Consider the following 23,667-nt stretch of genomic DNA (forward strand, 5'->3'; position numbering starts at 1 on the left):
CACATTAATGACTTATTGGCAGCTGTTTACGTTGCCATTCATCCATGCCCCCTGCCACAGAAAACACATACTTATGGCCCATATCAGTTAACGATTTAGCGGCTAACGCGGACCGGCCGCCTGTCTTACAAATTAAGTAAACACTGCGCTGTGCCAAGTCGTTAATCGCATCTTGCTCCTCGCAATGATGTACAAGGAGCGGATGGCTGCATATTTTTGCTTCAAGTATGCCTCTAGGAAAATTAACCGAGCCGTTAATATGACCGTGTTGATACTCCTCACTTTCCCTAACATCAATCAAAATGACGTCTGGTTGGGTCAGTGCCACCATTAAATCGTCTACCGTTACTTCCTCAACCGCAGCTTTCACTTCGCTAATGAATACCTTTGGCGTTTTCATCATTCACCTCACAGCTGATTAATAGGTACTTTGATATAACTAACGTTATTGCTTTCAGGCGGCGGTAACTCACCGGCTCTTACGTTAATTTGAATAGAAGGCAAAATAAGTCTGGGCATACTTAACGTCGCATCCCGAGCTTCACGCATTTTTACAAACTCATCCTTTGAAACGCCGTCTTTGACGTGAATGTTGTATTCCCGCTGTTCGCCAACCGTTACTTTACTTTCATGGGTGCGATGTTGAGTAGGGTAATCATGGCAAACGTAGATATTGGTTTCTTTGGGTAATGCCAAAATGCGATGTATAGAGTCATAGAGGGTAGTTGCACTTCCACCTGGAAAATCACATCTTGCGGTGCCCACATCAGGCATAAACATAGTGTCACCCACAAATACCGACTCGTTATTAAGTACGTAGGCAACGTCTGCTGGCGTATGACCCGGAACATGCATGATTTCAAAGCGCATGTTACCCACTTCAAGAACATCACCCTCTTCAAATAATCTATCGAATTGAGCACCGTTAGGTAAAAACTCTTTCTCTAAATTAAACAGCGCTTTAAATATTTTTTGTACCTCAGTAATGCGTGCGCCGATGCCGATTTTGGCGTTATATTTGCGTTTAAAAAATGGAGCGGCTGACAAGTGATCAGCATGAGCATGGGTTTCCAAAACCCATTCAACTGACAAGCCCCGTTCATCTACAAAATTTGCAATTTTCTGTGCACTGGCGGTATGCACGCGGCCCGCGCTATAGTCAAAGTCTAATACTGGGTCGATGATTACCGCTTTTGAAGAAGCTTTATCCTCAACAACGTAAGTGAAGGTTTCACTGTCATTATCTAAGAAAGAAGTAATTTCAATATTCATGGTGATCTCCTAAATTTTGAAAAAGGTGGCATGCTTTCATGCCACCAACAAAAGCGTTTTACTTACAGCGCTTTTTTGCAGAAGTACCAGTCGACATAGTTGTAGCCCGCAGACTCACGACCTTCGGCATCTTCGATAGTGTGAGGAGGCGGTACAATTACTTCTTCACCAACCTTCCAGTTTTCAGGGGTAGCACAGCTGTTTGCATCGCTGGTTTGTAGCGCTTCAACCAATCTTACGAATTCATCGACTGCTCGACCGTTGCTCATTGGGTAGTACACCATAGCGCGAAGAATACCTTCTGGGTCGATAATGAACGTTGCTCGAACCGCAGACGTGTCGCTCGCACCAGGCTGAACCATGCCGTAAGCCTTCGCTACTTCCATCGACAAATCAGCAATGATTGGGAAAGGAATTGTTACGCCAAACTTCTCTTTAATGTTGCGAACCCAAGCAATGTGCGAATGCGTACTGTCAATAGAAAGGCCAAGTAGCTCAGTATTAAGTGAAGCAAACTTGTCAGCAGCATTGGCAAAACCGATGAATTCAGTAGTACATACTGGAGTGAAGTCAGCAGGGTGAGAGAAAAGTACTAACCACTTGCCTTTGTAATCAGAAAGTGACTTTTGACCGTGCGTTGTCTTTGCACAAAAGTCAGGTGCAGGGCGGTTAAGTTGCGGAAAAGTCACGTTGTTTTGAGTTTCTGTCGTCATGATTAAGCTCTCTTTTGTTTAAAGGTGTATTTAACTTACACATTTAATGTATAGTGAGTCATGAGGTTTTTCTAATATATTTTTTAGAATAGCTTCATCGGATTAATCGTTTAATGAAATTAGATAGGAATGAAATGATGAAAAAATTTTTTAAAGCACTTGTTGTAGGAGCGCTCTTAGCTAGCGCTTCAGGCCTCGTTGAGGCAAAAGAGAGCGACTTAGTAGACGGTCTAGCAGTAGTCATTACATCAGAAAATGAACAAGCTCAGATGATGGCGATGGTGCTATCGCTTCAAACGATAAAGGCGCATGGAAAAGAGGCACATATAACGTTGTGTGGTTCTGCGGGCGATTTAGCACTAAGCAGCACTGAAACAAAACCGATGAAGCCAATGGACGCCTCACCGTCGATGATGCTTAAAAAGTTAATTCAGTTAGGAGCAAAAGTAGAGCTTTGCCCACTTTATCTCCCTAATAAACCGGGTTCTGACAATGCACTAATAGAAGGAATTACCGTTGCTAAACCCGTTGAGGTAGCGGAGCGCTTACTAAATAGCAATTTTAAGAACTTAACGTATTAGTGTAGCGAAATGGAAGCCTTGGCTTTTAGTTGCCAAGCTTCCGCTTAATCACTACTGTTGTAAGCTTTTTTTCGTAAGGGGTCTAAACAATATTGAAAGTTTCAGGCTTTACTTGAAATGCTATGCCGCTTTATCTTCTTGTTGAAGAATATCTTCAAAAAACCAAGCGGCTAGTGCATAGCGCCCTTCAAGTTGAGACTTTGCGTAAACTGCCGATGCTTGTTGTCTAACGGTTTTCTCTTTTGTATTTCTTGCCGCTGCAATTTCTTGAGTGCTTAAGCCTTTTAGCATGAATAAGGCTACCTCTTTTTCGCTCGGGGTTAAGCTCCAATCATTGAACTGATTTTCGACCTCGTGCAAGTATTGCGCTTTCACATTTCGCAGCTTGTTATTCATAGAACTCAATCGTGCATTGGCGGTATTCAGCTCGGCGAGTAACAGCTTCGTTTTTCGGGTGCGTTTACGCATATCAAAGATAAGATAAACAGCCATCAAACCCGCAAGTAACACAATCATCGATTCTTCGATAATGTGTGAAGTAGGCACATTCAGTGACAAATCGACCATGACATCTCTGAAGTTTAAAAACATGATAAGCAATAAAAGGCTAGTAATTACTTTATCTTTCATTTTCTTTAAAAACAGTTAGTTAAGGCTTCATGGGACATATGTCTAATGACGATGAGACATATAAAGGAGAATACTAAAGGTATTAGTTTCTCTGGCGTCTGCTTATGAATACCCGTTATCTGTTCATCCTTTTAAGTTTTCTCGTGTCGAGCTTATTTTCAATCAGCAGCGTGGCGGCTGAAACGTTAAGTGCTATCACCAACAATACTACACAGCGCTTAAAGCAAATCTATAACGTTAACCCCGAAAAATTGCAGGATAACGTTAAAAGCATCAATCGTTGGTTACAAGGGCCAGCCTCTTTGCAGCTTATTGCACTGCCAAGCAATACACAAGGCGGTACCGATGAATATGAAGTAGGGGTGTTTTTTCCCTTTCGGTCACCTGCAGGCAGAGAGCTAGACGCTCAGCAGTTGTCTATTACCAACGCGCTGGATAACCTTCAGGAAACGCGGTTCAGACTCATGACAAGCGGTTTAATAAGAGAGGCACTGTGGCAGCGTCTCTTTGCAAAAGCCGAAGTAGATGGGCTTTTAAAAAAGCAAGAGTGGATTGCGTCGTTAGACGGTGTAATAGCAGGCTTAGCAAAAACTGGCGAGCTCGACCGCATCGCCTCATTAAGGTGGCAGCAGGAAAAGCTTTCACAGCAATTGGCGTTGAAAAAAGCGCAAATGGCGTTAGAGAAGGCGCGGAAACAATACAAACAGGTCACGGGTACTGATGTATTACCAGAGCAAGTTATCGAAGCTTTAGCTGGTGATCTTGAAAACAAGCTGCAAACACACCCTGAATTAAGGCTACTTACCCTGAGTCAATCTCAGATTGATATGAACCTGGCGCAGTCTGATCAATCACTTTCTCCTTGGGTGCTAGGCGTTATAGCAAGGCAACTTAGGGGGCCAACGGGCAATGAGAACCTGCTTGGTGTGAGTATTAATATTCCGCTGCCAATGGGCGAAGGCAACTCTGCAAACAATTATGCCTCATGGAAAGCAACACGCGACGAACTTACCGAAGCACTGGCAGAAACGTACACACGCCTACAAACGCAGCTCAATGACGCATTGCAACAGGTTAACTACCTTACTGAAGCCATTAACAATATAGAGGAGCAGGTTGAATTGGGTGTAGAGATCACCGACCTGTACCAACAGCAGGGTAACGTGTTGCCCAAAACATTTTGGCTAGAGCAACTTATCGCCCAGCAGGAGCTTAAGCTAACGCTGTCACTTAATCGTCTACGTCGCGCTGAAGCGATATCAAAAGTTAATCAAATCGCAGGAGTTACGCTTTGAAATTATTCACCTTTGTTTTCACAAGTTTGTTTCTGCTGCCAGCTATTGCTCAGACCGAAGTCCCAATCGATAGCCTTGGGAAGTTGAATTTAACCTACGTCAACGCAGCGCCTTCACAAAGCGTGCAAAAGGCAGTATCGACGGGCATTGTAGCGCCTTTTCCGGGATCGCAACTGCATCTTATGGCGCCTATGACGCCGCAGCAGGTGCAGTACCTTGTAGCCGATGGCACAGCCGTAAGCAAAGGGCAGAAGTTAGCTATGCTAAAAGGCAGTGAAGTACATCATTTTACTGAAAATTTAAAAGCCAAAACTGCTTTGCTTAAAATCAGCCAAAAACGGTTTAATGCGAACAAGCCCTTATTTGAAGCGAACGCCATATCACAGTCTACCTGGTTTTCTATCGCACAAGCTTATTACGACGCAAAACTTGCCTGGGGGCACTTAGACCATTTTGCTGAAATGTTTGAGTCAGACGAAGATGATGATATTGGATATTTGGTAGCCCCAGAGGCGGGCTTATTTTTATACGCAAACGGTGAGAAAGACCTAGAGGCAACGCGGCTAGGCAGCATAATTAGCAATAATTCACTCAGAATTAAGACCATGGTAAGCGCCGATGAAGCAAGCCTAATATCAGCAATAGAAACCGCGAACTGCCAGGTTCAAGTTGCGCGTACAGACGCAATAGTTAACGAGTATCTTACTTCAGTGTGGTCTGAGCCACTGCCTGAAAGCTGCAACCTGAAATTAGGCCAGCGCGCGCAAGTCAGCGGTCACTTTCAGCTTAAAGCTTTGAAAATTCCAGCACAAAGCGTGTTTTACCTGAACGGCCAATCGTCGGTATTCGTGCGCTCTGGTAACGTGCTTAACGTTATCCCCGTAGAGGTGGTTGGGCAAAGTGGTGCAGACGCGCTCTTAATCAAAGCAACGCCACAGCTTAATAACCAGCCGGTGCTTTCCTCATCGGTAAGCGCAGTGCAAGGTGTGCTTATTGGACTAGGAGAGATGGAGTGATAGCCCGAATTATACAATTTTCGCTTGTACAGAGGTTGTTTGTACTTAGCGCTTTCATTGGGCTGACTGCTTTTGGAATTAACGCGTGGTTGAACCTGCCTGTCGATGCATTTCCTGATATATCGCCAACACAAGTTAAGGTCATCATGAAAGCAAATGGCATGACCGCAGAAGAAGTAGAAGCGCAAATAACCCAGCCCATAGAAACTGAACTGCTAGGTATTCCACACCAAACCATTTTGCGTTCAACCACGAAATACGCCATTACATCCATAACGCTAGATTTTGAACAAGGTACAGATATATATTGGGCCAGGCAGCAAGTAAGTGCACGCTTAGCAAGTGTGGCCAATTTACTGCCAGCCATTGCCGAAGGCGGGCTCGCGCCTATGAGTACCCCTTTGTCTGAAATGTTTATGTTCACCATTGAAAACCCAAATCTTTCACTGCAAGAACGCAAGCATATTCTCGATTGGCAAATACGCCCTGTACTTCGTACCGTAGCCGGCGTTGCCGATGTGAACGTATTAGGCGGGTTTACTCGAACATTTCAGTTCGCGCCCGATTTATCGCGCTTAGTTGCCTATGGGTTTAGTTTAAATCAACTCGAAACAGCTCTGGCCGAAGCCAATATGAATGGAAGCGTTGGGCGAGTGCGAGCAGGCGCCGACTCACTTGTGATCAGAACGCAAAGCCGCGCCACAAGCCTTGAAGAGCTCGCGGAGTTAGTAGTAGGCAATGTAGGCGGGCAGCCGGTAAGACTGTCTGATCTCGGTACGCTCTCCCTTGGCAGCCTTACGCGCTATGGCGGGGTAACCCGAAACGGAGAAGAGACTACTCAAGCGTTAATCGTAGCGCTAAAAGACAGTAACACAGCCAGCGTTGTTGAAGGGGTGATGGAAAAGCTAAATGCGCTGAAAGCTACGCTGCCAGAGGGGACCGAGCTTAACGTTTTTTACAACCGTAAAACGTTAATTGATACCGCTGTTGGCACCCTTACCAATGCGCTCACTCAAGCTGTACTTATCGTTGTTGTTGTATTGGCTGTGTTCCTTGGCAATGTGCGCGCGTCTTTCGTGGTTGCGCTGGTTATTCCTATTGTTGTGCTGCTTACGTTTCTTGCTATGAGTATGACGGGCATTACAGCAAACTTGATGAGCCTTGGCGGGTTAGTCATTGCAATCGGTATGCTGGTAGATGCGTCGGTGGTTGTGGTTGAAAATACCCTATCGCAGCTTGGTGCGAATAAACCGTTACCTCGCCTTCATTTGGTGTATCGTGCCACCCGCGAGGTAGCGATACCAGTAATTGCAGGTACCATTATTGTTATCGTGGTATTCATGCCTCTTCTAACGTTAACCGGGCTAGAAGGTAAATTGTTTTCACCGGTAGCTACCACCATTGTTTACGCCATGATTGCCTCACTGGTCACTGCATTTACCCTTATTCCCGTGGTTGCTTCGTTTTTACTTTCGTCCAAAGACGGGGGTGTGCCGGGGTATTTGCAATCTCTTCAGTTAGCCTATCGACGCTCTTTAACGTTCGTCCTTAATCACGCTAAATTAACAGGCGTAGTGGCACTTAGTTTACTGGTTTTAAGCGGTCTTTTGTTCTCGATAGCGGGCAAAACCTTCATGCCGGTTATGGATGAAGGCGATATTATTGTGCAATTTGAAAAGTCGCCAACCATATCGCTCTCATCATCACTTGAAATAGACAAACAAATAGAGCGCATGCTGTTAGCGTCGTTTCCAGAGATAGAGCAAGTTGTAGCGCGAACTGGCTCAGACGAATTGGGGCTAGATCCCATGAGCTTAAATGAAACCGACGTTTTTATGCAGCTTGCGCCCTCAGATACCTGGCGCTTCAGCAATAAGCAAGCGCTGGAAGCGGCCATACGAGAATCGCTTCAGGCCTACCCGGGTATAAACGTTGGCTTTACGCAGCCTATACAAATGCGCGTGTCTGAAATGCTAACCGGCACAACGGGTATGGTGGCCATCAAAATTTTTGGTGCTGACATGCAAACACTGTCGGATATCGCGAATAACGTGGCTAACGTTGTGCGAAAGCAAGAGGGCGCAGTAGACACGAATGCCACGCTAATTGAAGGCGGTGACTTCCTTAGCATTATTCCCAAACCAGGTGTGGCCATGGCGTTTGGAATGACTAACGCGGCACTTTCACGCTATCTAAAAATGCAGGTTACCGGTATTCAGGTGGGAGAAGTAATAAAAGGCAGAGTGCGCACGCCAATCTACTTTGGCGAGTTAGAGCAGGGGCAGGCCGCTATCCTATCACCAGATGTACTTAACAGCATGATGGTACTTATGCCCTCGGGCCAAGAGCTAATGCTCTCTGATATTGCAAACATTACCCGCACACAGGGCCCAGCAGTTATTGAACGAGAAAAAGCTATGCGCTTTGCTGTTGTAACCACAAATGTTGAAGACCGAGATTTAGTGGGGTTTGTTGAGGCAACGCAAAAAGCTGTTCGTTCTAGCGTGTCTTTACCATCAGGCTATGCCATAGAGTACGGCGGCGAATTTGAAAACCAAATACGCGCAACGAATAACCTGCTTACGGTAATACCTTTGGTAATCGCTGTAATTGTACTGATATTGTTTACTATTTTTGGTTCGTTGAAACTGGCTGCACTGGTTATGGCTAATGTGCCTTTTGCAGTAATGGGCGGTGTTTACGCGCTGTTTATTACCGGCGAATACATCTCAGTTCCGGCTTCAGTGGGCTTTATAGCGCTACTCGGAGTGGCAGTGCTAAACGGTGTGGTAATGGTGTCGCATTACGAATCATTGAAAAGGCAGTCGTTATCGCTATCTGAGCGCGTAGCAAGCGGGGCGGTATCGCGTTTACGCCCTATTTTAATGACCGCTACCACGGCAATGTTTGGCTTACTACCTTTGGCGTTTGCATCAGGGCCTGGTGCAGAAATTCAAAAGCCGCTGGCGATAGTCGTAATCGGCGGGTTAATTTCATCCACGCTTATCACATTATATCTTCTACCTATTGGCTATCACTATTTGGAGCGCCGTCAAAATGGATAAATCCCAGCTATTAACGTTGTTTATCGACAAAGAAATGGAAGCTGATGTGGTAGATTGCCTAATTCAGTTTGATAGTGTGAGCGGTTTTACTGTATCCCCCTGTTTTGGCTTTAGCCGCGAGAGCGCCCATCTGAACAAGGCCGAGAAAGTGGCTGGAGGTCGGCACATGCTGAAGGTAGAGGTAGTCCATAACAGTGAATACGCGCAAGCAATGTTGCAAGCGCTAAAGGCACTTAACGGCCGAAATGCCATACGCTATACCATAACGCCAGTATTTGATGAGGGCCACATAGTTCAAAAAACGCTGTAAGCCAGCATGTGTACTAAGAGATATACGTCGCTAGTGCGGCCTGCTTATAACATTGCAGCGACTAAGCGCGCCTAAACTGCATGCGCATAAAAGTAACCATCGCCACACATACAACGCTTTTCTGATAAACTGTTTTCGAAGATCGCCCGTTTAAAGCGGTACAGCATAATGGCATCTATAAAAACAAAACAAAGGATCGTGTATGAGTAGTAACACCCGAGATGCAGCCTCATCAAAGGCTAGCACAGAACAGGAAACCGCATTTAGCGTAATTGATAAGCCTACGTTTTTTGGCTCACTCTTCCTTCTTCTTTCCGTCACTATTCCCCTTATTATTTGGCCCGATCAAGGCGCACAGTGGGTAGCCACGGCCAAAGAATTCGTTACAAGCAAACTGGGCGTTTTATACCTTCTACTCGGTGTGGGCGCTGGTGGCTTCATGGTGTACATCATGTTCAGCGATATCGGCCAAATAAAACTGGGCGAGCCTGAAGAAAAGCCTGAGTTCTCGCCTGTATCCTGGGCTGCCATGCTGTTTTGTGCCGGTATTGGGGCGTCTATATTGTACTGGTCTATGATTGAGTGGGTGTACTACTACCAAGCCCCACCGTTTCACATAGAAGGCGAAACCCCTGAAGCCGCCAAATGGGCCGCGGCCTACGGCATATTCCACTGGGGGCCGTTAGCCTGGGCTATTTACCTTATTCCTGCGGTACCTATTGCCTACTTTTATTACGTACGTAACCACAGCGTACTTAAAATATCCGAAGCCCTAATGCCGGTAATAGGCGAGAAAATGGCTCACGGCTGGCTAGGTAAAATTATCGATATCAGCTTTATCTTCGGCATGCTAGGCGGCGGGGCGACCACGCTAGGCTTGGCGGCACCTATGATAAACGAAGGGGTGCACGAACTATTCGGTGTACCTAAATCGCTGACTACGCAGGTGCTGGTGCTAATAACCTGTACAGCTATATTTGGCTACAGCGCGTATGTTGGCCTTAAAAAAGGCATTAAGCTGCTGTCAGACATTAACTTTTGGCTGGCCGTAGGGTTACTGCTATTTATCTTCATTGTTGGGCCCACGCTATTTATGGCCAATACCGGCCTAGACGCCCTTGGCCGAGTAATGAGTAACATCATTAAAATGGCCACATGGCTAGAGCCGTTCGCCGAATTCAACGGCTTTGAAGACACTCACTTTCCGCAAGACTGGACTATTTTCTACTGGGCTTGGTGGCTGGTGTTCGCGCCAAGTGTAGGCTTATTTATTGCCCGTATTTCAAGGGGCCGTACCATTCGTACTATGGTGGCAGGCTCTATGTTCTTCGGTACCATGGGCTGCTTCTTGTTCTTCATGGTAATGGGGAACTACGGCCTGTATTTACAGCTATCTGGCGAACTGGATGTAGTTACCATACTGAATCAACAAAGCCCAACAGCAGCCATTTTTGCCATGCTGCACACGCTGCCGCTAGACTACTTAGTTATTGCAGTGTTTACGCTACTGGCACTTATATTTACCGCCACAACCTTCGATTCCATTTCTTACATTTTGGCAGCCGTAGTGCAAAAAGAAGTAGACGAAGAGCCACTGCGCTGGAACCGTTTATTCTGGGCCTTTGCGCTATCTTTCATGCCTATAGTGCTTATGTTTGTGGGTGGGTTAGAAACACTGCAAACCGCTTCGATAATAGGTGGCGTACCGCTATTAGCTGTTGCCTTTATGCTGTGTATTTCAATTGTACGGGCCGCAAACTACGACATGCGTTACCAGCCCGACTACTCGGTAAAAGAAATTAACATAGGCGAGTTCCCAGACGACGACCCATGGAGCGAAGAGGGCTCGTGGGATATTGATGAGGACGGTGAGGAAGCCGAAGACGACGTGCCCATAGCCGCAAAACCCAAACCGCGCGGGCCGAAAGATCACATTGAAGGCGACCCACATAGCAAGCCGTCGCGACTGTAGGCTTTACCGAACAGGTCATAAATAATAGTTCACTTATAAATAGTGATTAAGTGACCCGTAAGTTATAGAGCAAAGCGCTGCCAAAAGGTGGCGCTTTTTTCATCTTGAAGCGCCACAATTAACTTTCACAAAAGGCTTGCTGTGTTAACGTAGCCACCATAAATAGCCCTGTTTTTTAGCAACAACGTTCAAGCAAATAGCAGCATGTCAGTAAAGAATTACCAAAAATTCTACCAGCCATTAAGAGCCGTGAATTCAGAAGACTTCGGCCGCTGTTTTTATTGCGGCTGCGAAACTGCACGCCAAGACTTTATCCCGCCCATTAAATTCATTCACGACTGGCAAAGCGGGCACCTGCAGGCCGACTTTATTTCCGTACCTTCATGCAATGAATGCTTCGACCTGCTAAAAGATGAAAACCACGGTATCCTAGAGCCCAGAATAAACACCTTAAAAAAGCGTTTGGCAGAAAAGTACAAAAAGGCCATTAGGGTGTTTAACCACTGGAGCATGGAAGAAATTGAAGAAATGGACGTCGCATTTCAAATAAGCCTGAAAGGCGGTATGCGATTGGGCAAAGAAACCTTGTCACGCCTTCAATTTGCTGGGTTCGACTATGAAGTAAACGGCAGCATAACGCGGGTAGCAAAGCCCCAGCACCAGGTGTTCAAAGTATTCGATGAAGAATTTAGCAGTTTTAGAGAAGCGCTAGCCTTTGCCAGTGCTACCTACAAAATAAAGAAGAGCCGACTAAGCCAGCTTTATTTCGACAACGATGAAAGCTTTGATAGGGCCATTGAGGCTTTTCATGGGTTGGTTGAGGGTAAGCCCTGATAATTTAATTTCTGGTTTTGCGCTCCGTAGTCAGAGGTTCGAACCCTATCGAGGCCACCATTATTCTTGACCGTTCTTTAAGAAGTACAAGTCAGAAAACCCCATTTTTACAAATTCGGTATCTCTGAAGTTTCTTACGGTTTTTTTGTCTTTACTGATAGCGGCAAGTTGCTGTTCAGTTTGCAGGAACTGGGAAAGGTCTATTCCCTCAGCATCGGCCACAGCTTCATGCATATTTTGATGGCGGCTGTAAGAAAAATTTATCTCTTTTTCCACACCTTTAAACTTATAACGTACTTTATGGGCCATGTTCTACTCACGTTGGTCGATGTAATTCAAAAACGGTTTAACCGCTATTATAAACTCAATTAGCGCCAATGATTAATGCATTACAAAAAGCGGGTGGTAAAACCACAGCGTGAGGTGTCCAATGAAAGCTTTGATAGGGCGATTGAGGCTTTTAATGGGTTTGTGGATAAAGGATAAATACTTTAGATTGCTATGATGTTCTAAACTAAACATTGATATAACCTACCTAAAATACGAGGGATGTATGGGGCCTGATTTCGAAAATAGTAAAGTACTCCTGATGAGGGGACCTGTTGAATTGATCAGCGAGGGATATGCTGGAATCGGGTGGGGGCAATTTCAGCTTCGGAATTTTACCACTGCTGATGAGTTCTATGAACATCTCGATAGCACACAGCAAAGTGTGGGGCGTAGTGGTAATCAATTGCGTCGATTTATTGAAGTTAAGCAAGGCGATTTCATCGTGGTGCCAGCGCCTGCCCGTATATACATAGGAATCGCTACTGGCGAGAAACGATTCTGCGCAGACAAACCGTGGGGCGAAAACCAAATAAAAGTAGATTTCCCTTGCGATGCTGAAAACGAGCCAATTTCAATCGCACGTACAGACTTGAAACAGGGTTTACAGTCTAGGCTGCGTATACGTTTAACGGTTGCTGATTTAGACTACTTCAAAGATGAAATAATAGAGCGTTACAACGACATTAAAAACAATGTGAGCAGCGGTGCCTTATCAAAAATTAATAAGCAGAGCGGTGAAGTATTAGAACAATTTAAGGCAAAACTGTTAGATAACCTTCGAAATAGAAATCATTACTTGGAAGCTGGTGGGCAAGGGTTAGAACACCTTGTGAAAGAACTGCTCGAACTTGAGGGTTACACAGCCGTTATACCTAGTAAACGAAGCCATGAAGTTGGCGTTGATGTTGATATAGAGGCACAGTCACGTAACCCATTCATTACGCAAGATCTACTGATTCAAGTGAAAGATCACGTAGGCTATACCGATAAGCATGCCATCGACCAGATAGCGAAAGTTAAGAGAAAAGACGATTGCTACAGGTGGGTAGTATCATTAGGTGATTTTACCGAAGATGTAACACAGCACGCGGACAGATTGAGCGTTAACTTAATGAATGGAAATCAACTTGTGGATTGGTTAGCCGAACGCTGGCAAGATTTATCCCCTTCGACCCAGCAAAAGCTTGGTATCGCTTCGGTGCCGCAACTTGTTTTTTAAATGCCGTAGCTGATTGATGTAAAGATCCCTAGCCTCTAACAATACAAAACTCTATGCAGCGAGGTGTTTTGCACTCCGGAGGCGAAGGTCGCGCGTTCGAATCGCGCCGGGTGTGCAATTTTTAAAGGGCTGTAGCCTGATTTTATTTTCCTGAAAATCTCTTTTTTGAAATATGTAGCAAATGTGTAGCAATCTAAACTGGAATTCTTTGATCTACTACCAAATCTGATACTTCCCAGTTGTACTCATCCATTAATCTAGCCATTTCATTATATACGGGCTGCTCTCCGTCTAAATCCCTCATAGTTAAAACTACGGAAAATGGTATTGATACGTCTGGTGCAGTGTATCCATCTCTACCTAAAACAGTTAGTCTTAATTTCCAAGTGTCGATATCTACGCCTTGGGGGAAGCGTGCATGATAGACTTTTACGGGTGACCATTTGTCACCATTTTTGACAAGTTCATGTTCATATAAGTTTTGTGAAGTCTGAAGTGGAACTCTTGAATTGAATTTCCCTGTTGTACTATCGAACTTGCCTAAACCTAACTGCAAATCTACTTGGCAATATTCAAATGCTTTGTTGGGATCTAACTCTGGCTGATATACAAGAGTTATAAAGAATTCCGCTCGAACTTTTCTGTCTTTTGTCCTAAGGCATTCTGGAATTGGAAATGGCAACTTATTGACTTCAAAACTCTCCTTCGCGAAGCCCTCGAAAACTATAGTGGTTTCAAAGTCACTGACCGAAAGTAATGAGGTAGAACTTTGTGGAACCCCCCAACCGAAATAAGGTCTATACTCAGATTGTGTGGGATAGGAAGAATTTGCACTATGTATTATTAACGCTTTAACGAGGTTTACATTTGCTCTGTTTCCCAAAGTCTGAAACAAGTTTGCTGCAATAGCAGAAACAATTGGAGTAGAGAAACTCGTCCCAATGTCATTGCGAGAGAATCCGTTAACATCAATAGAGTTAACGCCTAGAATTACAGGACGCCCACCAACAAACGTGATATTGCCCCCATAGTGCACAACTTCTGGCTTCTGAACAAAATTAGATACAGGCCCTTTTCTACTGAAGTGAGATGGCTCTTCGTTTTTTACGAACCCGTCCACATGAGCCAAGGAGCCTACGGTTATACTTCTAACGGAATCTCCCGGGCTCGATATTCCATCATTCAAAAATTTGGTTGGCGGCCAAGCCCTGACTTCTTCTTCAAAATTTCCTGCAGCTACTATGCAAATACAGTCATATCTATCCTGAAATTCATCGAGTAGTATGCCCATGGCAGATATTTCAGTCATCGATACAGGAGAAGAGCTACCTAAAGAAAGGTTCCATACTTTTATTTCTGGATTGTGCTCTGCAATTTCGTACATTGCATTGATTATCTCATACATGTCTCCGTTCTCGTTACCTAAAACCTCAACACTAAACACTTTGGCTTGGCATAGTGGAAAGCGATTGTCATATCCGTTGAGGTTATGGGAGTCGCATATTAACCCTGCGACAAATGTGCCGTGAGATGCTTCTCTGTAAGGATCTGCAACGAAAGAGCTCCGGCCAATTAGCCAAGGTTTGAGCATGTCACAACTGTCGCTAATTCCCGAATCAACAACGGCTACAATTGGATAATCCGTTTCCTCAGATGGGGGAGCTATATCCACTACCTGATCTGAGTTTACTCCTCCAATCATAGGCTTAATTTTTATGCATTTGCTGGAGGTGGCGCTCTGTACACCCATGAAATGATTCAGCTTAGAGGCTACTTGATTTGGATTCCCCTCAACTCTATATAATCGCACTACGTTAGATTTGTGTTTGTACCAACCTAAATCATAAGAGTTTAGAAATTCTTCAAACTTTGAGTCTAAAGCGACATTATCTTCATGTGTGTCAAAACGGAAGAGTCTCACGCTAAGCTGACCAGATTCATCGGAGATTTCGATCCGAGGTTTATACGGGTGGATAGACTTTACAGCTGAAATATCCCTATTGGTTTTTTTTGTGTTTCTAGATTGGCTTACCTTAGAGAATAATGAGTCTAAGCCTGATTTGGTTACTTTTATTAAAAATTTTGAATGCCCAATATCGCCGAAGAAAGGACAAGTCTTATCTGAGAAGATTGACTTAGGCCTGTTGGATTTTGAAATGGCATTTTCTTCTAATTCTACGACTGCTGCGGTGACTCCGGTGGTGAGTGAATCATCGCTATTCTCGATACTAGCTTTCAATTCGCCTATAGAGTTCAGCAATTTTTCGATAAATTTATCAGTCACTTCTTTATGAGGTTTTGAATTACTAAACCCACCCCTTTCAGGTCTGATATAATCTATGTCTGAAAATTGAACGTGTTTAATACTATTCTTTTTTTCAGTCATTCTTAATTCCCTTTAATATCTTGCTAACATAGCTAGGGGATATCCCCCAAATTTGACTGATTACTTTACCAGTAAAGAAGTCCGAGTTCATGTCACGAAGCAGTTTTATCTCTTCACTCTTATTTTCATTATTGAACGTAATCTTAGAATTTAATGATTTAACAAATCGCTTAAGTAACTCTAGTAAGTCTATAGTCCTATCGTGGATAACAATTTCGCGCAAATAATCGTGAATGATTATTTCTATTTCAGCTCCGGACATACCTTTAGAGACTTGAGAAAGTGTTTGGTATTCATACTCATCCAAAGGAAAATTTCTTAAAAGATACTTTATGATCTTTTCTCTTACAGATACATCAGGAAGTTTCATGTGTATTTTGTAATGAAAACGTCTGCCAATCGCGGGATCTAAAAGGTGTTCATGATTAGTAGCAGCAACTAAAATCGTATCTTCGAGGTTGTCGATATTTTGGAGTAAGCTGACAACAACTCTTTTTAATTCGCCTATTTCGTTTTTGTCATCCCGAGCTTTAGCAATTGCATCAAATTCATCTAAAAATAAAACGCATGGCTCCTCTTTCGCATATTCAAGCAAACTGCGTATGTTTTTAGATGTTGAGCCTAAATAAGAAGATATTAACGCATCTGCTCGGGCAGTCACGAGTGGAAGTTCAAGTCGCTGAGCTATATTAGCAGCAAGCTTACTCTTTCCAGTACCAGGAAGTCCGTATAAAAGCAGTGTTGGGTTTATAGGTACTTCAGCAGATGCTAATTTTTCTTTATTATTTATATACCTAATGAAGGAGTCTATAAGTTTATCGTCTCTATCTGCCATGAAAACAACGCTTCCAGATGGATCAGTCTTATCTGCTAAAGAGAAACGGTTGTCTTTTTCGACTGGAACTGGTCGATTTAGTGAGTTGGGGCTAAAAGTTTTTGAAGGACTTGTATGCTTCAAAAGCGCTTTAAGACTCTTAGCTGCTCTATTCTCGCCAGACTCCTCAAGCTTGACAGATAGCAGCTCTGTATAGGCACTGACAGATTTCTGGTCGCCAGCGAGTGCCCCTTTTATAATTTTGGATAATTCTACTATGTAGTCCATTATTTACCCTATTTTTATATTTGTGTCTTATCTTGGGTTTTCATTTTACTATTTTTATCACAAAATTTCCTAATTAGTGAATTAATATATTTTTAGTACACTTATTTACAGAACTCCAAGTAAAAGCATCTGAGCCGCTATGCGGCTCTTGTGCCTCGATTTTCTAAGCGCCATTCGTGAATTCTAGTAATAACTTCTTTTTCACCTAGCTTTATTCCTCGAAGCGAAATTGAAACCTCTCCGTCAAAGTAACTTTGTTTAAGTTCACCTGTTCCTGTATCAAGCTTTTCTTTATAAAGAGGCCTAATGGCCTGTTCATTGCGCTTACAGAATACTCCACCCATAAGTTTTACAAAGTCTGCCCACTTGCCTTTATCTGCTGCTTCGAAAATATCAGAAAAGAGTTCAGTTTCGTTGCAAAGCGCTTTAAGCCTTCTTAGTTCGCGCCAAACAGTAACAGCCCCTGCACCTAATTGTTGAAACTGACGTATTCCCCAACAACTAGCCCATGCTTCAACACGTTGCGCCGCTTCAACAGCATTGCCGCCGTCAATATCACTACCTAGGTTTGCACCATTAACATTTTTGCTTACATATTTAGCAATGTAGCCCGTTGCGCTGCCTCTTGAATAATCAATATCTTTAAAATCACAACGATATTTCTTGGCGCCAGCTTCATCACCATCTTCTCTAAGTGCATAGTGTTCGATAACAGCTTTAAACTCGTTCGATTGGTGATGCTCTATGAAAACAAGCATGTGCCAATGAGGTGTTCCGTCATGCTGTGGTTCAGCAATGCGGAAGCCGTATAGCTTAATATCCTTACGGTTTAAGTCAGCGCGAACAAGCGCCCACATATCGTTTAAATACTGCTGTGCTTCATAAGGCGTTGAACCATCCCATTTAGCGTTTCTATCTCCAGAGCTTGCATGAGTACTATGAAAGCGAGAAGGGCATGTAATCGTCACAAACAAGGCTTTGTGGTTAAGTTCTTTGGCTATTTCTTCATAACCAGCCATACGTGTCATAAGTTCATTTTTACGATTAACGGGGTTAGATACATTTTTATCCGACAGTTCAGCAAGCGAAAACGACTCATTATTTTCGTTAACGATAACGAGATTTTCGAGCATTTGCCTCTGTAGTTCTTTTTGAATTAAGCGATGTTTTACAGTGTTATCACTACAGTACTTTCCTTTTCTACTGTTTACCTGACCTAGGTGAATTTGCACTTTTTCTTCTGTACGGCGTAGCACCTTCCGTAATTTCCGATGCCACCAGTATTTGTCCTGCATTCTTTTGATTGCCCCGTTAACGTTAACGGGTTTGTTTAGCTCTGGAGGATTTATACCATACCCGTTAACGAACTGCGCACATTCATGGTAAAGCGTTATATTCCCGTTAACGGGTTTTTCACCCGTTACGTTACGGTTTACATGTGAATGAGTATAGAGCTCAAGACGTTTGCAGCGTTTTGCATTTTCATCTGAGAGTTCTCTTAGTTCAGACTCGCTAGCATCAAAATAGGGAATGATTTTTTCTGGAATAAGCGCATTTAACGTCTCAACTGTTTTACGCAAATAGCTGTTTGCGTTATACGGCTTATCATAGGTTTGATACTGGTTGATAAGTATTCGCTGAATAGATTCATTAAAATGAGAAATTCTTTTTTTTACAAACAGCCGATCTTCTTTTGATAGGGAACGGTAAAATTCACCGTTAATTTTATCTAACTCATCAAGTGAACGCGCCATTGGAGTTTCTTTATACGTTTTCATCGCGACCCTCCAGTTCGTTGTGCAGCTTTATTCCCTTTTCAGAAATCGAAAAATTGCTCCAACGAATACCGAACTCCATTTCCTCTTTGGTTTCTTTTAACAGCCCGATACGAGCTAACGAAAAGAAGACTGTCTTAGAAAATTTAATCGGTTTTTCTGTAGGGAAGTGATAATCCCCTAATTTTGGGCTCACACTGGTACAAAACTCAACAATTCCGCCGTTATAGAAGAAGGTGAGCAATTCGATTTGGTGTATTGATAGTTTCTTCACTACGCTACACCTTCATCTTGATAAAGGTGGGTGCGTCGTACGAAGCTCTCTAGCCAAGCATCAAGGTCTTCTCGAAGATAACGAACGGCTCGACCAATTTTGATAAAGGGTGGGGCAGGTGTACGATTTTCGCGATTACCGTCCATTCTTGCCTGTCGCAAGAAAGAACGGCTCATGCAGATGTATTGAGAGGCTTCTTTTTCAGATAGCACTCTACTCTTGATTTTATTAGTCATGGATTAACCCTGTTTGCTTGTTTTAGTACAGGGTTAATTTATCTTTCCCATAGTTCCCGGGAGTTTAGGAAGGAAAGATTATTTGGATTTTTTTACCTCAGAAAAGATATTTTGAAATGTTTTGAGTGACATGGTGTGCTCTTTTACTCCTGCTTTGCCCCAAATAATTTCATTTCTATCCATACTAATTAGTATGCTAAGGGGGTCGGTGGTATCAGTATCATTTTCAAAATTTTCCAACATTAGTTTATAAAGCTTTGTCGCGCCCATATGGGGATTCGCTCTGTGAATTAGTTTTATTTGCTCTTTCATCATATGTTCACGAGTGGCACTGGTATCGATATTCAATTGCAGTTTGCACCAATCTATCAATTCGTGCTTTAAAACCAAGTCTTCAAATGTGATATCCAAGCTTTTGGGTAAAGGTGTATCGTTATTATGAAGTAGCTCTCTATTTTCTTCATCGATGAGGTATGCATCGCATTGAGAGAGGTCAAGCTTCCCGACTGCTGTCACATACTCTATTTGATATTTATCTTCAAATAGCTGCTTCAGTAACTGCTCTGAACACGACTCGAGTGTATGGACTCCAATTAAATTATCTAGATAGGAAAAGCTCAAGGATGTATAGCCATCCCTTAAAAGTTGTTTTCTACAGTGTATTGGGAGTTCGACAACTCCGCTATAATACGCAACACCACGAACAACTTTTTTGAGTGAGCGTGGAACACGTTCGGCAAGGATGAAGTAGCGAGAATAGGTATATGTATGAAGTGGTACATTTGTATTCTCACACAGATATTGAAAATCGTACTTATTAAAATTGAACGCTTTTTCAAGTTCTTGCATACGGTAGTAGAGTTTTTCAATCATTGAAATTTTCGTGTTTCCATTGAATATTTAAATATTGGCCTAAAGATGACGCATTTATCAGTAATCATCAGCTTTCATTTTTACGCTTCTATCTCCGAGAGTTGCGGCCTATGTACAAAAATGTTTGTTTTGTGTACTCTTTATAGGTGTTAATAAATATTAAACTGAATATAAAATATGAAATACCAAAAGGAATTGGACAACATACCTCAATGCCCACCAAAAGATGCGGAAGCTAAGGTGACTGATAGTTTTCGCTTTGTTTTTGATCCTGTTTGCATAAAAAGCTTTATTCCACAGGCGTTAACTCAACCGACAAGAATGAGTGCAACCAATGACCCAGTACAAAAATGCAGTCTCACAGGTTTGTCTTTTTTTACATCTGATGTAGCTGCAGTTAGAGTTTACAATAATATTAAGATGATCAAAAAACACAAAAAGGCAAGAATTGGCAGTCACTTGGCAGAAGGGACGTTAGACCCCAAAGATGGCCTTCAGAGCGCTGTTAAATGCGAGCACTTTGATCTTCACCCTTCAAAAAATTCTTGTTTAGAAAATAAGTTTAAAATTGTGAGCGTATTGTGATGCCAATGGAGGATCTAAGTAGTTTTCAGATTAGAGAGTTGCCATTAGGTGATCTGATGTGGGTGAATGACTTAATTTACTATGATGGGCCTCTCTTATCGCAACTAAAGCACAAAAACAATGAATACTATTTAAAATTATGGTGTGACTGCGATGATGTCTCAAACCGGTGGATGTATTTTAAAATTTATGAAAAAGATAGACTACGTTTGTTGGTAGGAGAGAAGTCTTTAATTGATTGCCTTAAAGACCAGCCTGACAGGTTTGTTTTTTTCTCGGATGAGTCAGAAAGCGATTCAGTAAATTACATTGTTGATAATGGTTCAATCCCATTCGACTATCTTCCAGAAGAAGACTCTTACTTAAGTTTACATGATTCACTTTTAATAGAAGATACTACTGCTTTCATATTTGAAAATGATTGGAGTATGGATTCCTTAAGAGACTTATTCAAAAAGTTCTCGCAGATCTTTGATTTTAATTACTTAGTGTCAAATAGAAGCACTATTAACTCTAGCTTTCCTTGGAAAGATGGAGCCAGCACTGTTCACTTCTATGAAAGAATAAAGAATGCGATTCCTCAACGAGACCGATGCAAGCTAGATGCAGTAAGTTATGCTTCTCCTGGATATATGAAGATTAGTGGAGAACAGGAAAAGAGCCATGAGGCACTTGGAAAGATCAAGGACTATCTCGACCAACAAGTTGATATACAACTTCATTACTCAAAGCTCTATAAATCAATTTTAGCTGGTAAGTACAATTCAATGCCCTTTGAGGGTGCAGTTAGAGAGTTTGATAGTTGCAATTCTTGTAATGAATCCTTAAACGAACTAGCAAACTTGATACTTGGTGTAGACAAAGATTGGTTTATGCAGCAGTTTGAGTATAACTTTGTCAAAGCGAAAATATTGATGGGCCACACTCGTAGACTCGAATCATTTGCAAATTATTTGTTAGACTCAAATGTAAGAGCTGTATCAGCTCTATTTTTTGAAGAACAATTATAATAGGTTTACAGCGTTCGCCTTATGCTCAGGTGCTAAATGAGAGTACCTGAGCGTCATATCTAAAGAACCGTGCCCAAGCAACTCACGAGTTGTATTTAAATCAACACCAGCCATTACCAGTCTACTTGCAAAATGATGGCGTAGGTCATGGAAACGAAAATCTTTTATTCTCGCTTCCTCTAAGACCGTAGACCAAGCTTTCTTTATATCTTTAAGGGGTTGTTCTGGCTTTCCCTCAAAAACCCACAATGGGCTTTCACAGTCGTTTCTCCAGTTTGTTAGTGCAGACTTAGCTTTTTGGTTAAGAGGTATGTGCCGCGCTTTTCCGCTTTTAGCATTTGCCGCTTCAATCGTTAGAAAATCTCGCTCTAAGTTCACGTTTTGCCATCTAAGTGAAAATAGTTCACCCCTTCTCATTCCGGTATTCATTGCCAATATCACCAAAGGCTCTAGGTAGTCGGCAAATGTTCGTGCACTTAAGTTCGGTAGAAGTGGATAGCCCCGTTCGGCTCTATGTTTGTTGCCGCTGTCTCGCTCACGCTTTATTTTAATGTCTCTTGCTGTTAATGCTTTTCTCAAACGTTCTTCTTCGTCAAAGCTTAGATAACGAATACGGCTATTGTCTTCAATTAATGGCTTTAACTTTTTTAAATCGTGGCTAGGTATAACTTCCCATTCAACAGCCCTGCTCAATACAGATTTTAAAGTGGTAAATCGCCTGTTAATGGTCGCATTGCTTTTCTTTTGGTTAAGCATTTCAGTGCGTAACTTTTCTAGCAAAGAAGCATTAATATCGCGCAATTGCATTGGAAGAAGAGTAGGGAAGTTGACCCTTAAGTTTTTTAGCTCACGCTCGCCCGTTCGTGGATATTGCGCGGTGTACCATTTTTCAAACTCCAGCTCGATGAATGCTTGAAGTGTGGTGAGCCTTGCTAGCTTTTCTTGTGCTTTTAACTCTTTTTTATTTTCGTGTGGGTCAACACCTTGCACAATTGACGCGCTAGCCATTTTTGCAGCATCTCGTGCTTGTGCTGGCGTAATTTCTGGGTGTGTACCCAGCTTAACATTCTGCTGCCTTCCATTATGGCGATAATACAAAAAGTAGGTCACCCTACCTTTTGGAGAAATACGCGCATGAAAGCCTGAAATCTCTGTGTCATTTAGCCTTTTATCTTCAGGTTTAAGTGCATTAATGCTGCTGTTCGTTATCTTTTTCTTGATAGCCATAGGCAAAATATGTAGCAAATATGTAGCAAAGTGAGTGATTTTGGGTGAGTTTACATGAACAAGTATAACAAACCCTGAATATGTTTAATCTATATTAATCAATGGTTTGATGTTCTTTTTGATGCATTCTTGTTCATGGTTGTTTACCAAGAAATACCCCAAAATCAGGCTCCGGAGGCAAAGATTGTGTGTTCGGGTTACTCTGTGTAACGGCATTTAGGGAAACTAGCACATCCTAGGAATGTTTTGCCCGAGTTTACGCCCCGCTTTGCAACTCTCTCAATCAAGTTGCTTCCGCAACGAGGGCAAAAAGCTTGTTTCTCTTCGGGTATGGCAACAGGCGATTGAACATCTCGAATTAACGCTGAAAGTTCATTTCCACCTATAAGAAATATAGGCTTGCCGGCTGCAAAACTATACGCTTCCTGCGTAAATTTCCCCGAACAAATGATATTGATTTGATTAGCATTGCTGGCAGCAAGTACACCATACATTTCACGAACAACATTTACGCCCACTTTCTGGGCTTTCCATTGCTTGCATTGAACAAGTGAGATATTTCCGTTCTTTCTTAGCTCTAAATCGATACCGCCGTCTGGTCCGAATCCACCTTCAGTAACCTGGTACCCTAGTCTTCTGTAAGCTTCTGCAACAAGCTCTTCAAAATTTCTCCAGTGAAGTTGTCGAATTGAGTTTAAGTTAGTTTGCTGGTCTAACAATTCTACTTTTCTGCGGGTGTTTAGAAACGCCAGAGGCGCTAAAAGTAGGAATACAATACTGAAAAAGGGAGCAGGCACTGCGACTGCATTTAAAACAATATTTAAAAAGTGATTATCAGTTTCTATAGATGGGATGATAAGTCCCATTACAATATAAACGACTGCAGCTGTTACAACAGATACCCACCATGGAGCTTGTAAAAGAAACCCTGAAATAGAATGGCTTTTTTGGGGCATAACTAA

The 23,667-nt window shown here is 42.7% G+C and carries 23 protein-coding genes; 10 read left to right on the top strand and 13 right to left on the bottom strand.

The annotated features are described in order from the left end of the window. Positions 1-4: 4 nt before the first annotated feature. The 3 genes from ACM0P2_RS00495 to ACM0P2_RS00505 all read right to left on the bottom strand — a co-directional run bounded on the left by ACM0P2_RS00495 (position 5) and on the right by ACM0P2_RS00505 (position 1,985). Positions 5-400 (bottom strand): rhodanese-like domain-containing protein, encoded by a 396-nt coding sequence (locus ACM0P2_RS00495; protein ID WP_159118318.1) that lies wholly within the window; start codon positions 398-400, stop codon positions 5-7. Positions 401-408: 8 nt separating this feature from the next. After that, on the bottom strand, positions 409-1,272 hold the full coding sequence (locus ACM0P2_RS00500) for an MBL fold metallo-hydrolase (protein ID WP_159118317.1): 864 nt from the start codon (positions 1,270-1,272) through the stop codon (positions 409-411). 62 nt (positions 1,273-1,334) lie between these two features. After that, positions 1,335-1,985, bottom strand: a complete 651-nt coding sequence (locus ACM0P2_RS00505; RefSeq protein ID WP_159118316.1) for a peroxiredoxin — start codon at positions 1,983-1,985, stop codon at positions 1,335-1,337. Between the two features lie 137 nt (positions 1,986-2,122). On the opposite strand from ACM0P2_RS00505, the gene ACM0P2_RS00510 reads away from it, so the two are divergent. Then, positions 2,123-2,566: a hypothetical protein gene (locus ACM0P2_RS00510; RefSeq protein ID WP_159118315.1), complete on the top strand. Its 444-nt coding sequence runs from the start codon at positions 2,123-2,125 to the stop codon at positions 2,564-2,566. Positions 2,567-2,686: 120 nt separating this feature from the next. Here ACM0P2_RS00510 and ACM0P2_RS00515 read toward each other — a convergent pair whose 3' ends face one another. Next, on the bottom strand, positions 2,687-3,196 hold the full coding sequence (locus ACM0P2_RS00515; RefSeq protein WP_015065878.1) for a helix-turn-helix transcriptional regulator: 510 nt from the start codon (positions 3,194-3,196) through the stop codon (positions 2,687-2,689). Between the two features lie 104 nt (positions 3,197-3,300). Between ACM0P2_RS00515 and ACM0P2_RS00520 the strand changes: the two genes are divergently transcribed. The 6 genes from ACM0P2_RS00520 (at position 3,301) to ACM0P2_RS00545 (ending at position 11,688) form a co-directional block, all read left to right on the top strand. After that, on the top strand, positions 3,301-4,491 hold the full coding sequence (locus ACM0P2_RS00520) for a hypothetical protein (RefSeq protein WP_419227096.1): 1,191 nt from the start codon (positions 3,301-3,303) through the stop codon (positions 4,489-4,491). After that, positions 4,488-5,507 (top strand): hypothetical protein, encoded by a 1,020-nt coding sequence (locus tag ACM0P2_RS00525; protein ID WP_419227097.1) that lies wholly within the window; start codon positions 4,488-4,490, stop codon positions 5,505-5,507. The genes ACM0P2_RS00520 and ACM0P2_RS00525 overlap by 4 nt, the downstream gene beginning before the upstream one ends. Further along, complete coding sequence (locus ACM0P2_RS00530; protein WP_419227098.1) at positions 5,504-8,572, top strand: efflux RND transporter permease subunit; 3,069 nt, start codon at positions 5,504-5,506, stop codon at positions 8,570-8,572. Before ACM0P2_RS00525 ends, ACM0P2_RS00530 begins: the two co-directional genes overlap by 4 nt. Beyond that, complete coding sequence (locus ACM0P2_RS00535; RefSeq protein WP_159118311.1) at positions 8,565-8,882, top strand: DUF3240 family protein; 318 nt, start codon at positions 8,565-8,567, stop codon at positions 8,880-8,882. The genes ACM0P2_RS00530 and ACM0P2_RS00535 overlap by 8 nt, the downstream gene beginning before the upstream one ends. 202 nt (positions 8,883-9,084) lie before the next feature. Continuing rightward, positions 9,085-10,854, top strand: a complete 1,770-nt coding sequence (locus tag ACM0P2_RS00540; protein WP_173359578.1) for a BCCT family transporter — start codon at positions 9,085-9,087, stop codon at positions 10,852-10,854. A gap of 204 nt (positions 10,855-11,058) precedes the next feature. Beyond that, complete coding sequence (locus ACM0P2_RS00545) at positions 11,059-11,688, top strand: hypothetical protein (protein WP_419227099.1); 630 nt, start codon at positions 11,059-11,061, stop codon at positions 11,686-11,688. Positions 11,689-11,748: 60 nt separating this feature from the next. Here the strand turns inward: ACM0P2_RS00545 and ACM0P2_RS00550 are convergent, their stop codons facing one another. Beyond that, positions 11,749-11,997: a DUF2960 family protein gene (locus tag ACM0P2_RS00550; protein WP_419227100.1), complete on the bottom strand. Its 249-nt coding sequence runs from the start codon at positions 11,995-11,997 to the stop codon at positions 11,749-11,751. A 244-nt stretch (positions 11,998-12,241) separates the two neighbouring features. Here ACM0P2_RS00550 and ACM0P2_RS00555 point away from each other — a divergent pair, with 244 nt between their 5' ends. Beyond that, positions 12,242-13,237, top strand: a complete 996-nt coding sequence (locus ACM0P2_RS00555; protein ID WP_419227101.1) for a restriction endonuclease — start codon at positions 12,242-12,244, stop codon at positions 13,235-13,237. A gap of 193 nt (positions 13,238-13,430) precedes the next feature. Here the strand turns inward: ACM0P2_RS00555 and ACM0P2_RS00560 are convergent, their stop codons facing one another. From ACM0P2_RS00560 to ACM0P2_RS00585, 6 genes are all read right to left on the bottom strand, one after another. After that, positions 13,431-15,623: a S8 family peptidase gene (locus tag ACM0P2_RS00560; RefSeq protein WP_419227102.1), complete on the bottom strand. Its 2,193-nt coding sequence runs from the start codon at positions 15,621-15,623 to the stop codon at positions 13,431-13,433. Next, entirely contained in the window at positions 15,616-16,725 is a 1,110-nt protein-coding gene (locus tag ACM0P2_RS00565; RefSeq protein ID WP_419227103.1) for an AAA family ATPase, read from the bottom strand. Before ACM0P2_RS00565 ends, ACM0P2_RS00560 begins: the two co-directional genes overlap by 8 nt. A 137-nt stretch (positions 16,726-16,862) precedes the next feature. After that, complete coding sequence (locus tag ACM0P2_RS00570) at positions 16,863-18,503, bottom strand: replication endonuclease (protein WP_419227104.1); 1,641 nt, start codon at positions 18,501-18,503, stop codon at positions 16,863-16,865. After that, on the bottom strand, positions 18,490-18,774 hold the full coding sequence (locus ACM0P2_RS00575; protein WP_419227105.1) for a hypothetical protein: 285 nt from the start codon (positions 18,772-18,774) through the stop codon (positions 18,490-18,492). The genes ACM0P2_RS00570 and ACM0P2_RS00575 overlap by 14 nt, the downstream gene beginning before the upstream one ends. Then, positions 18,774-19,010, bottom strand: coding sequence for a helix-turn-helix transcriptional regulator (locus tag ACM0P2_RS00580; protein ID WP_419227106.1), 237 nt, complete (start codon positions 19,008-19,010; stop codon positions 18,774-18,776). Before ACM0P2_RS00580 ends, ACM0P2_RS00575 begins: the two co-directional genes overlap by 1 nt. 78 nt (positions 19,011-19,088) lie before the next feature. Then, the gene (locus ACM0P2_RS00585) at positions 19,089-19,883 is read right to left on the bottom strand and encodes a hypothetical protein (protein ID WP_419227107.1); all 795 of its coding nucleotides are present in this window, start codon (positions 19,881-19,883) and stop codon (positions 19,089-19,091) included. Positions 19,884-20,060: 177 nt separating this feature from the next. On the opposite strand from ACM0P2_RS00585, the gene ACM0P2_RS00590 reads away from it, so the two are divergent. Together ACM0P2_RS00590 and ACM0P2_RS00595 are read left to right on the top strand one after the other, a co-directional pair. Next, positions 20,061-20,468 carry a hypothetical protein gene (locus tag ACM0P2_RS00590; protein WP_419227108.1) on the top strand — a complete coding sequence of 136 codons (408 nt, stop codon included), beginning with the start codon at positions 20,061-20,063 and terminating at the stop codon, positions 20,466-20,468. 56 nt (positions 20,469-20,524) lie between these two features. After that, a complete protein-coding gene (locus ACM0P2_RS00595; RefSeq protein ID WP_419227109.1) occupies positions 20,525-21,478 on the top strand; it encodes a hypothetical protein in 954 nt (317 codons plus the stop codon). On the opposite strand, the gene ACM0P2_RS00600 is transcribed toward ACM0P2_RS00595, so the two are convergent. Beyond that, positions 21,473-22,705 carry a tyrosine-type recombinase/integrase gene (locus ACM0P2_RS00600; protein ID WP_419227110.1) on the bottom strand — a complete coding sequence of 411 codons (1,233 nt, stop codon included), beginning with the start codon at positions 22,703-22,705 and terminating at the stop codon, positions 21,473-21,475. The two genes, ACM0P2_RS00595 and ACM0P2_RS00600, sit on opposite strands and share 6 nt — an antisense overlap. A 197-nt stretch (positions 22,706-22,902) precedes the next feature. After that, positions 22,903-23,661 carry a restriction endonuclease gene (locus ACM0P2_RS00605; protein ID WP_419227111.1) on the bottom strand — a complete coding sequence of 253 codons (759 nt, stop codon included), beginning with the start codon at positions 23,659-23,661 and terminating at the stop codon, positions 22,903-22,905. Positions 23,662-23,667: the final 6 nt, after the last annotated feature.

Origin of the sequence: Alteromonas sp. OM2203, assembly GCF_048517045.1 — a bacterium.
Lineage (GTDB): Bacteria > Pseudomonadota > Gammaproteobacteria > Enterobacterales > Alteromonadaceae > Alteromonas > Alteromonas gracilis.

Bases quoted from the DNA above. Each gene is read 5' to 3' on its own strand.
- ACM0P2_RS00510 (WP_159118315.1), top strand. From the start codon at position 2,123: ATGAAAAAATTTTTTAAAGCACTTGTTGTAGGAGCGCTCTTAGCTAGC.
- ACM0P2_RS00495 (WP_159118318.1), bottom strand. From the start codon at position 400: ATGAAAACGCCAAAGGTATTCATTAGCGAAGTGAAAGCTGCGGTTGAG.
- ACM0P2_RS00505 (WP_159118316.1), bottom strand. From the start codon at position 1,985: ATGACGACAGAAACTCAAAACAACGTGACTTTTCCGCAACTTAACCGC.
- ACM0P2_RS00520 (WP_419227096.1), top strand. From the start codon at position 3,301: ATGAATACCCGTTATCTGTTCATCCTTTTAAGTTTTCTCGTGTCGAGC.
- ACM0P2_RS00570 (WP_419227104.1), bottom strand. From the start codon at position 18,503: ATGAAAACGTATAAAGAAACTCCAATGGCGCGTTCACTTGATGAGTTA.
- ACM0P2_RS00565 (WP_419227103.1), bottom strand. From the start codon at position 16,725: ATGGACTACATAGTAGAATTATCCAAAATTATAAAAGGGGCACTCGCT.
- ACM0P2_RS00585 (WP_419227107.1), bottom strand. From the start codon at position 19,883: ATGATTGAAAAACTCTACTACCGTATGCAAGAACTTGAAAAAGCGTTC.
- ACM0P2_RS00605 (WP_419227111.1), bottom strand. From the start codon at position 23,661: ATGCCCCAAAAAAGCCATTCTATTTCAGGGTTTCTTTTACAAGCTCCA.
- ACM0P2_RS00600 (WP_419227110.1), bottom strand. From the start codon at position 22,705: ATGGCTATCAAGAAAAAGATAACGAACAGCAGCATTAATGCACTTAAA.
- ACM0P2_RS00545 (WP_419227099.1), top strand. From the start codon at position 11,059: ATGTCAGTAAAGAATTACCAAAAATTCTACCAGCCATTAAGAGCCGTG.
- ACM0P2_RS00590 (WP_419227108.1), top strand. From the start codon at position 20,061: ATGAAATACCAAAAGGAATTGGACAACATACCTCAATGCCCACCAAAA.
- ACM0P2_RS00540 (WP_173359578.1), top strand. From the start codon at position 9,085: ATGAGTAGTAACACCCGAGATGCAGCCTCATCAAAGGCTAGCACAGAA.
- ACM0P2_RS00580 (WP_419227106.1), bottom strand. From the start codon at position 19,010: ATGACTAATAAAATCAAGAGTAGAGTGCTATCTGAAAAAGAAGCCTCT.
- ACM0P2_RS00555 (WP_419227101.1), top strand. From the start codon at position 12,242: ATGGGGCCTGATTTCGAAAATAGTAAAGTACTCCTGATGAGGGGACCT.
- ACM0P2_RS00560 (WP_419227102.1), bottom strand. From the start codon at position 15,623: ATGACTGAAAAAAAGAATAGTATTAAACACGTTCAATTTTCAGACATA.
- ACM0P2_RS00515 (WP_015065878.1), bottom strand. From the start codon at position 3,196: ATGAAAGATAAAGTAATTACTAGCCTTTTATTGCTTATCATGTTTTTA.
- ACM0P2_RS00500 (WP_159118317.1), bottom strand. From the start codon at position 1,272: ATGAATATTGAAATTACTTCTTTCTTAGATAATGACAGTGAAACCTTC.
- ACM0P2_RS00550 (WP_419227100.1), bottom strand. From the start codon at position 11,997: ATGGCCCATAAAGTACGTTATAAGTTTAAAGGTGTGGAAAAAGAGATA.
- ACM0P2_RS00595 (WP_419227109.1), top strand. From the start codon at position 20,525: ATGTGGGTGAATGACTTAATTTACTATGATGGGCCTCTCTTATCGCAA.
- ACM0P2_RS00535 (WP_159118311.1), top strand. From the start codon at position 8,565: ATGGATAAATCCCAGCTATTAACGTTGTTTATCGACAAAGAAATGGAA.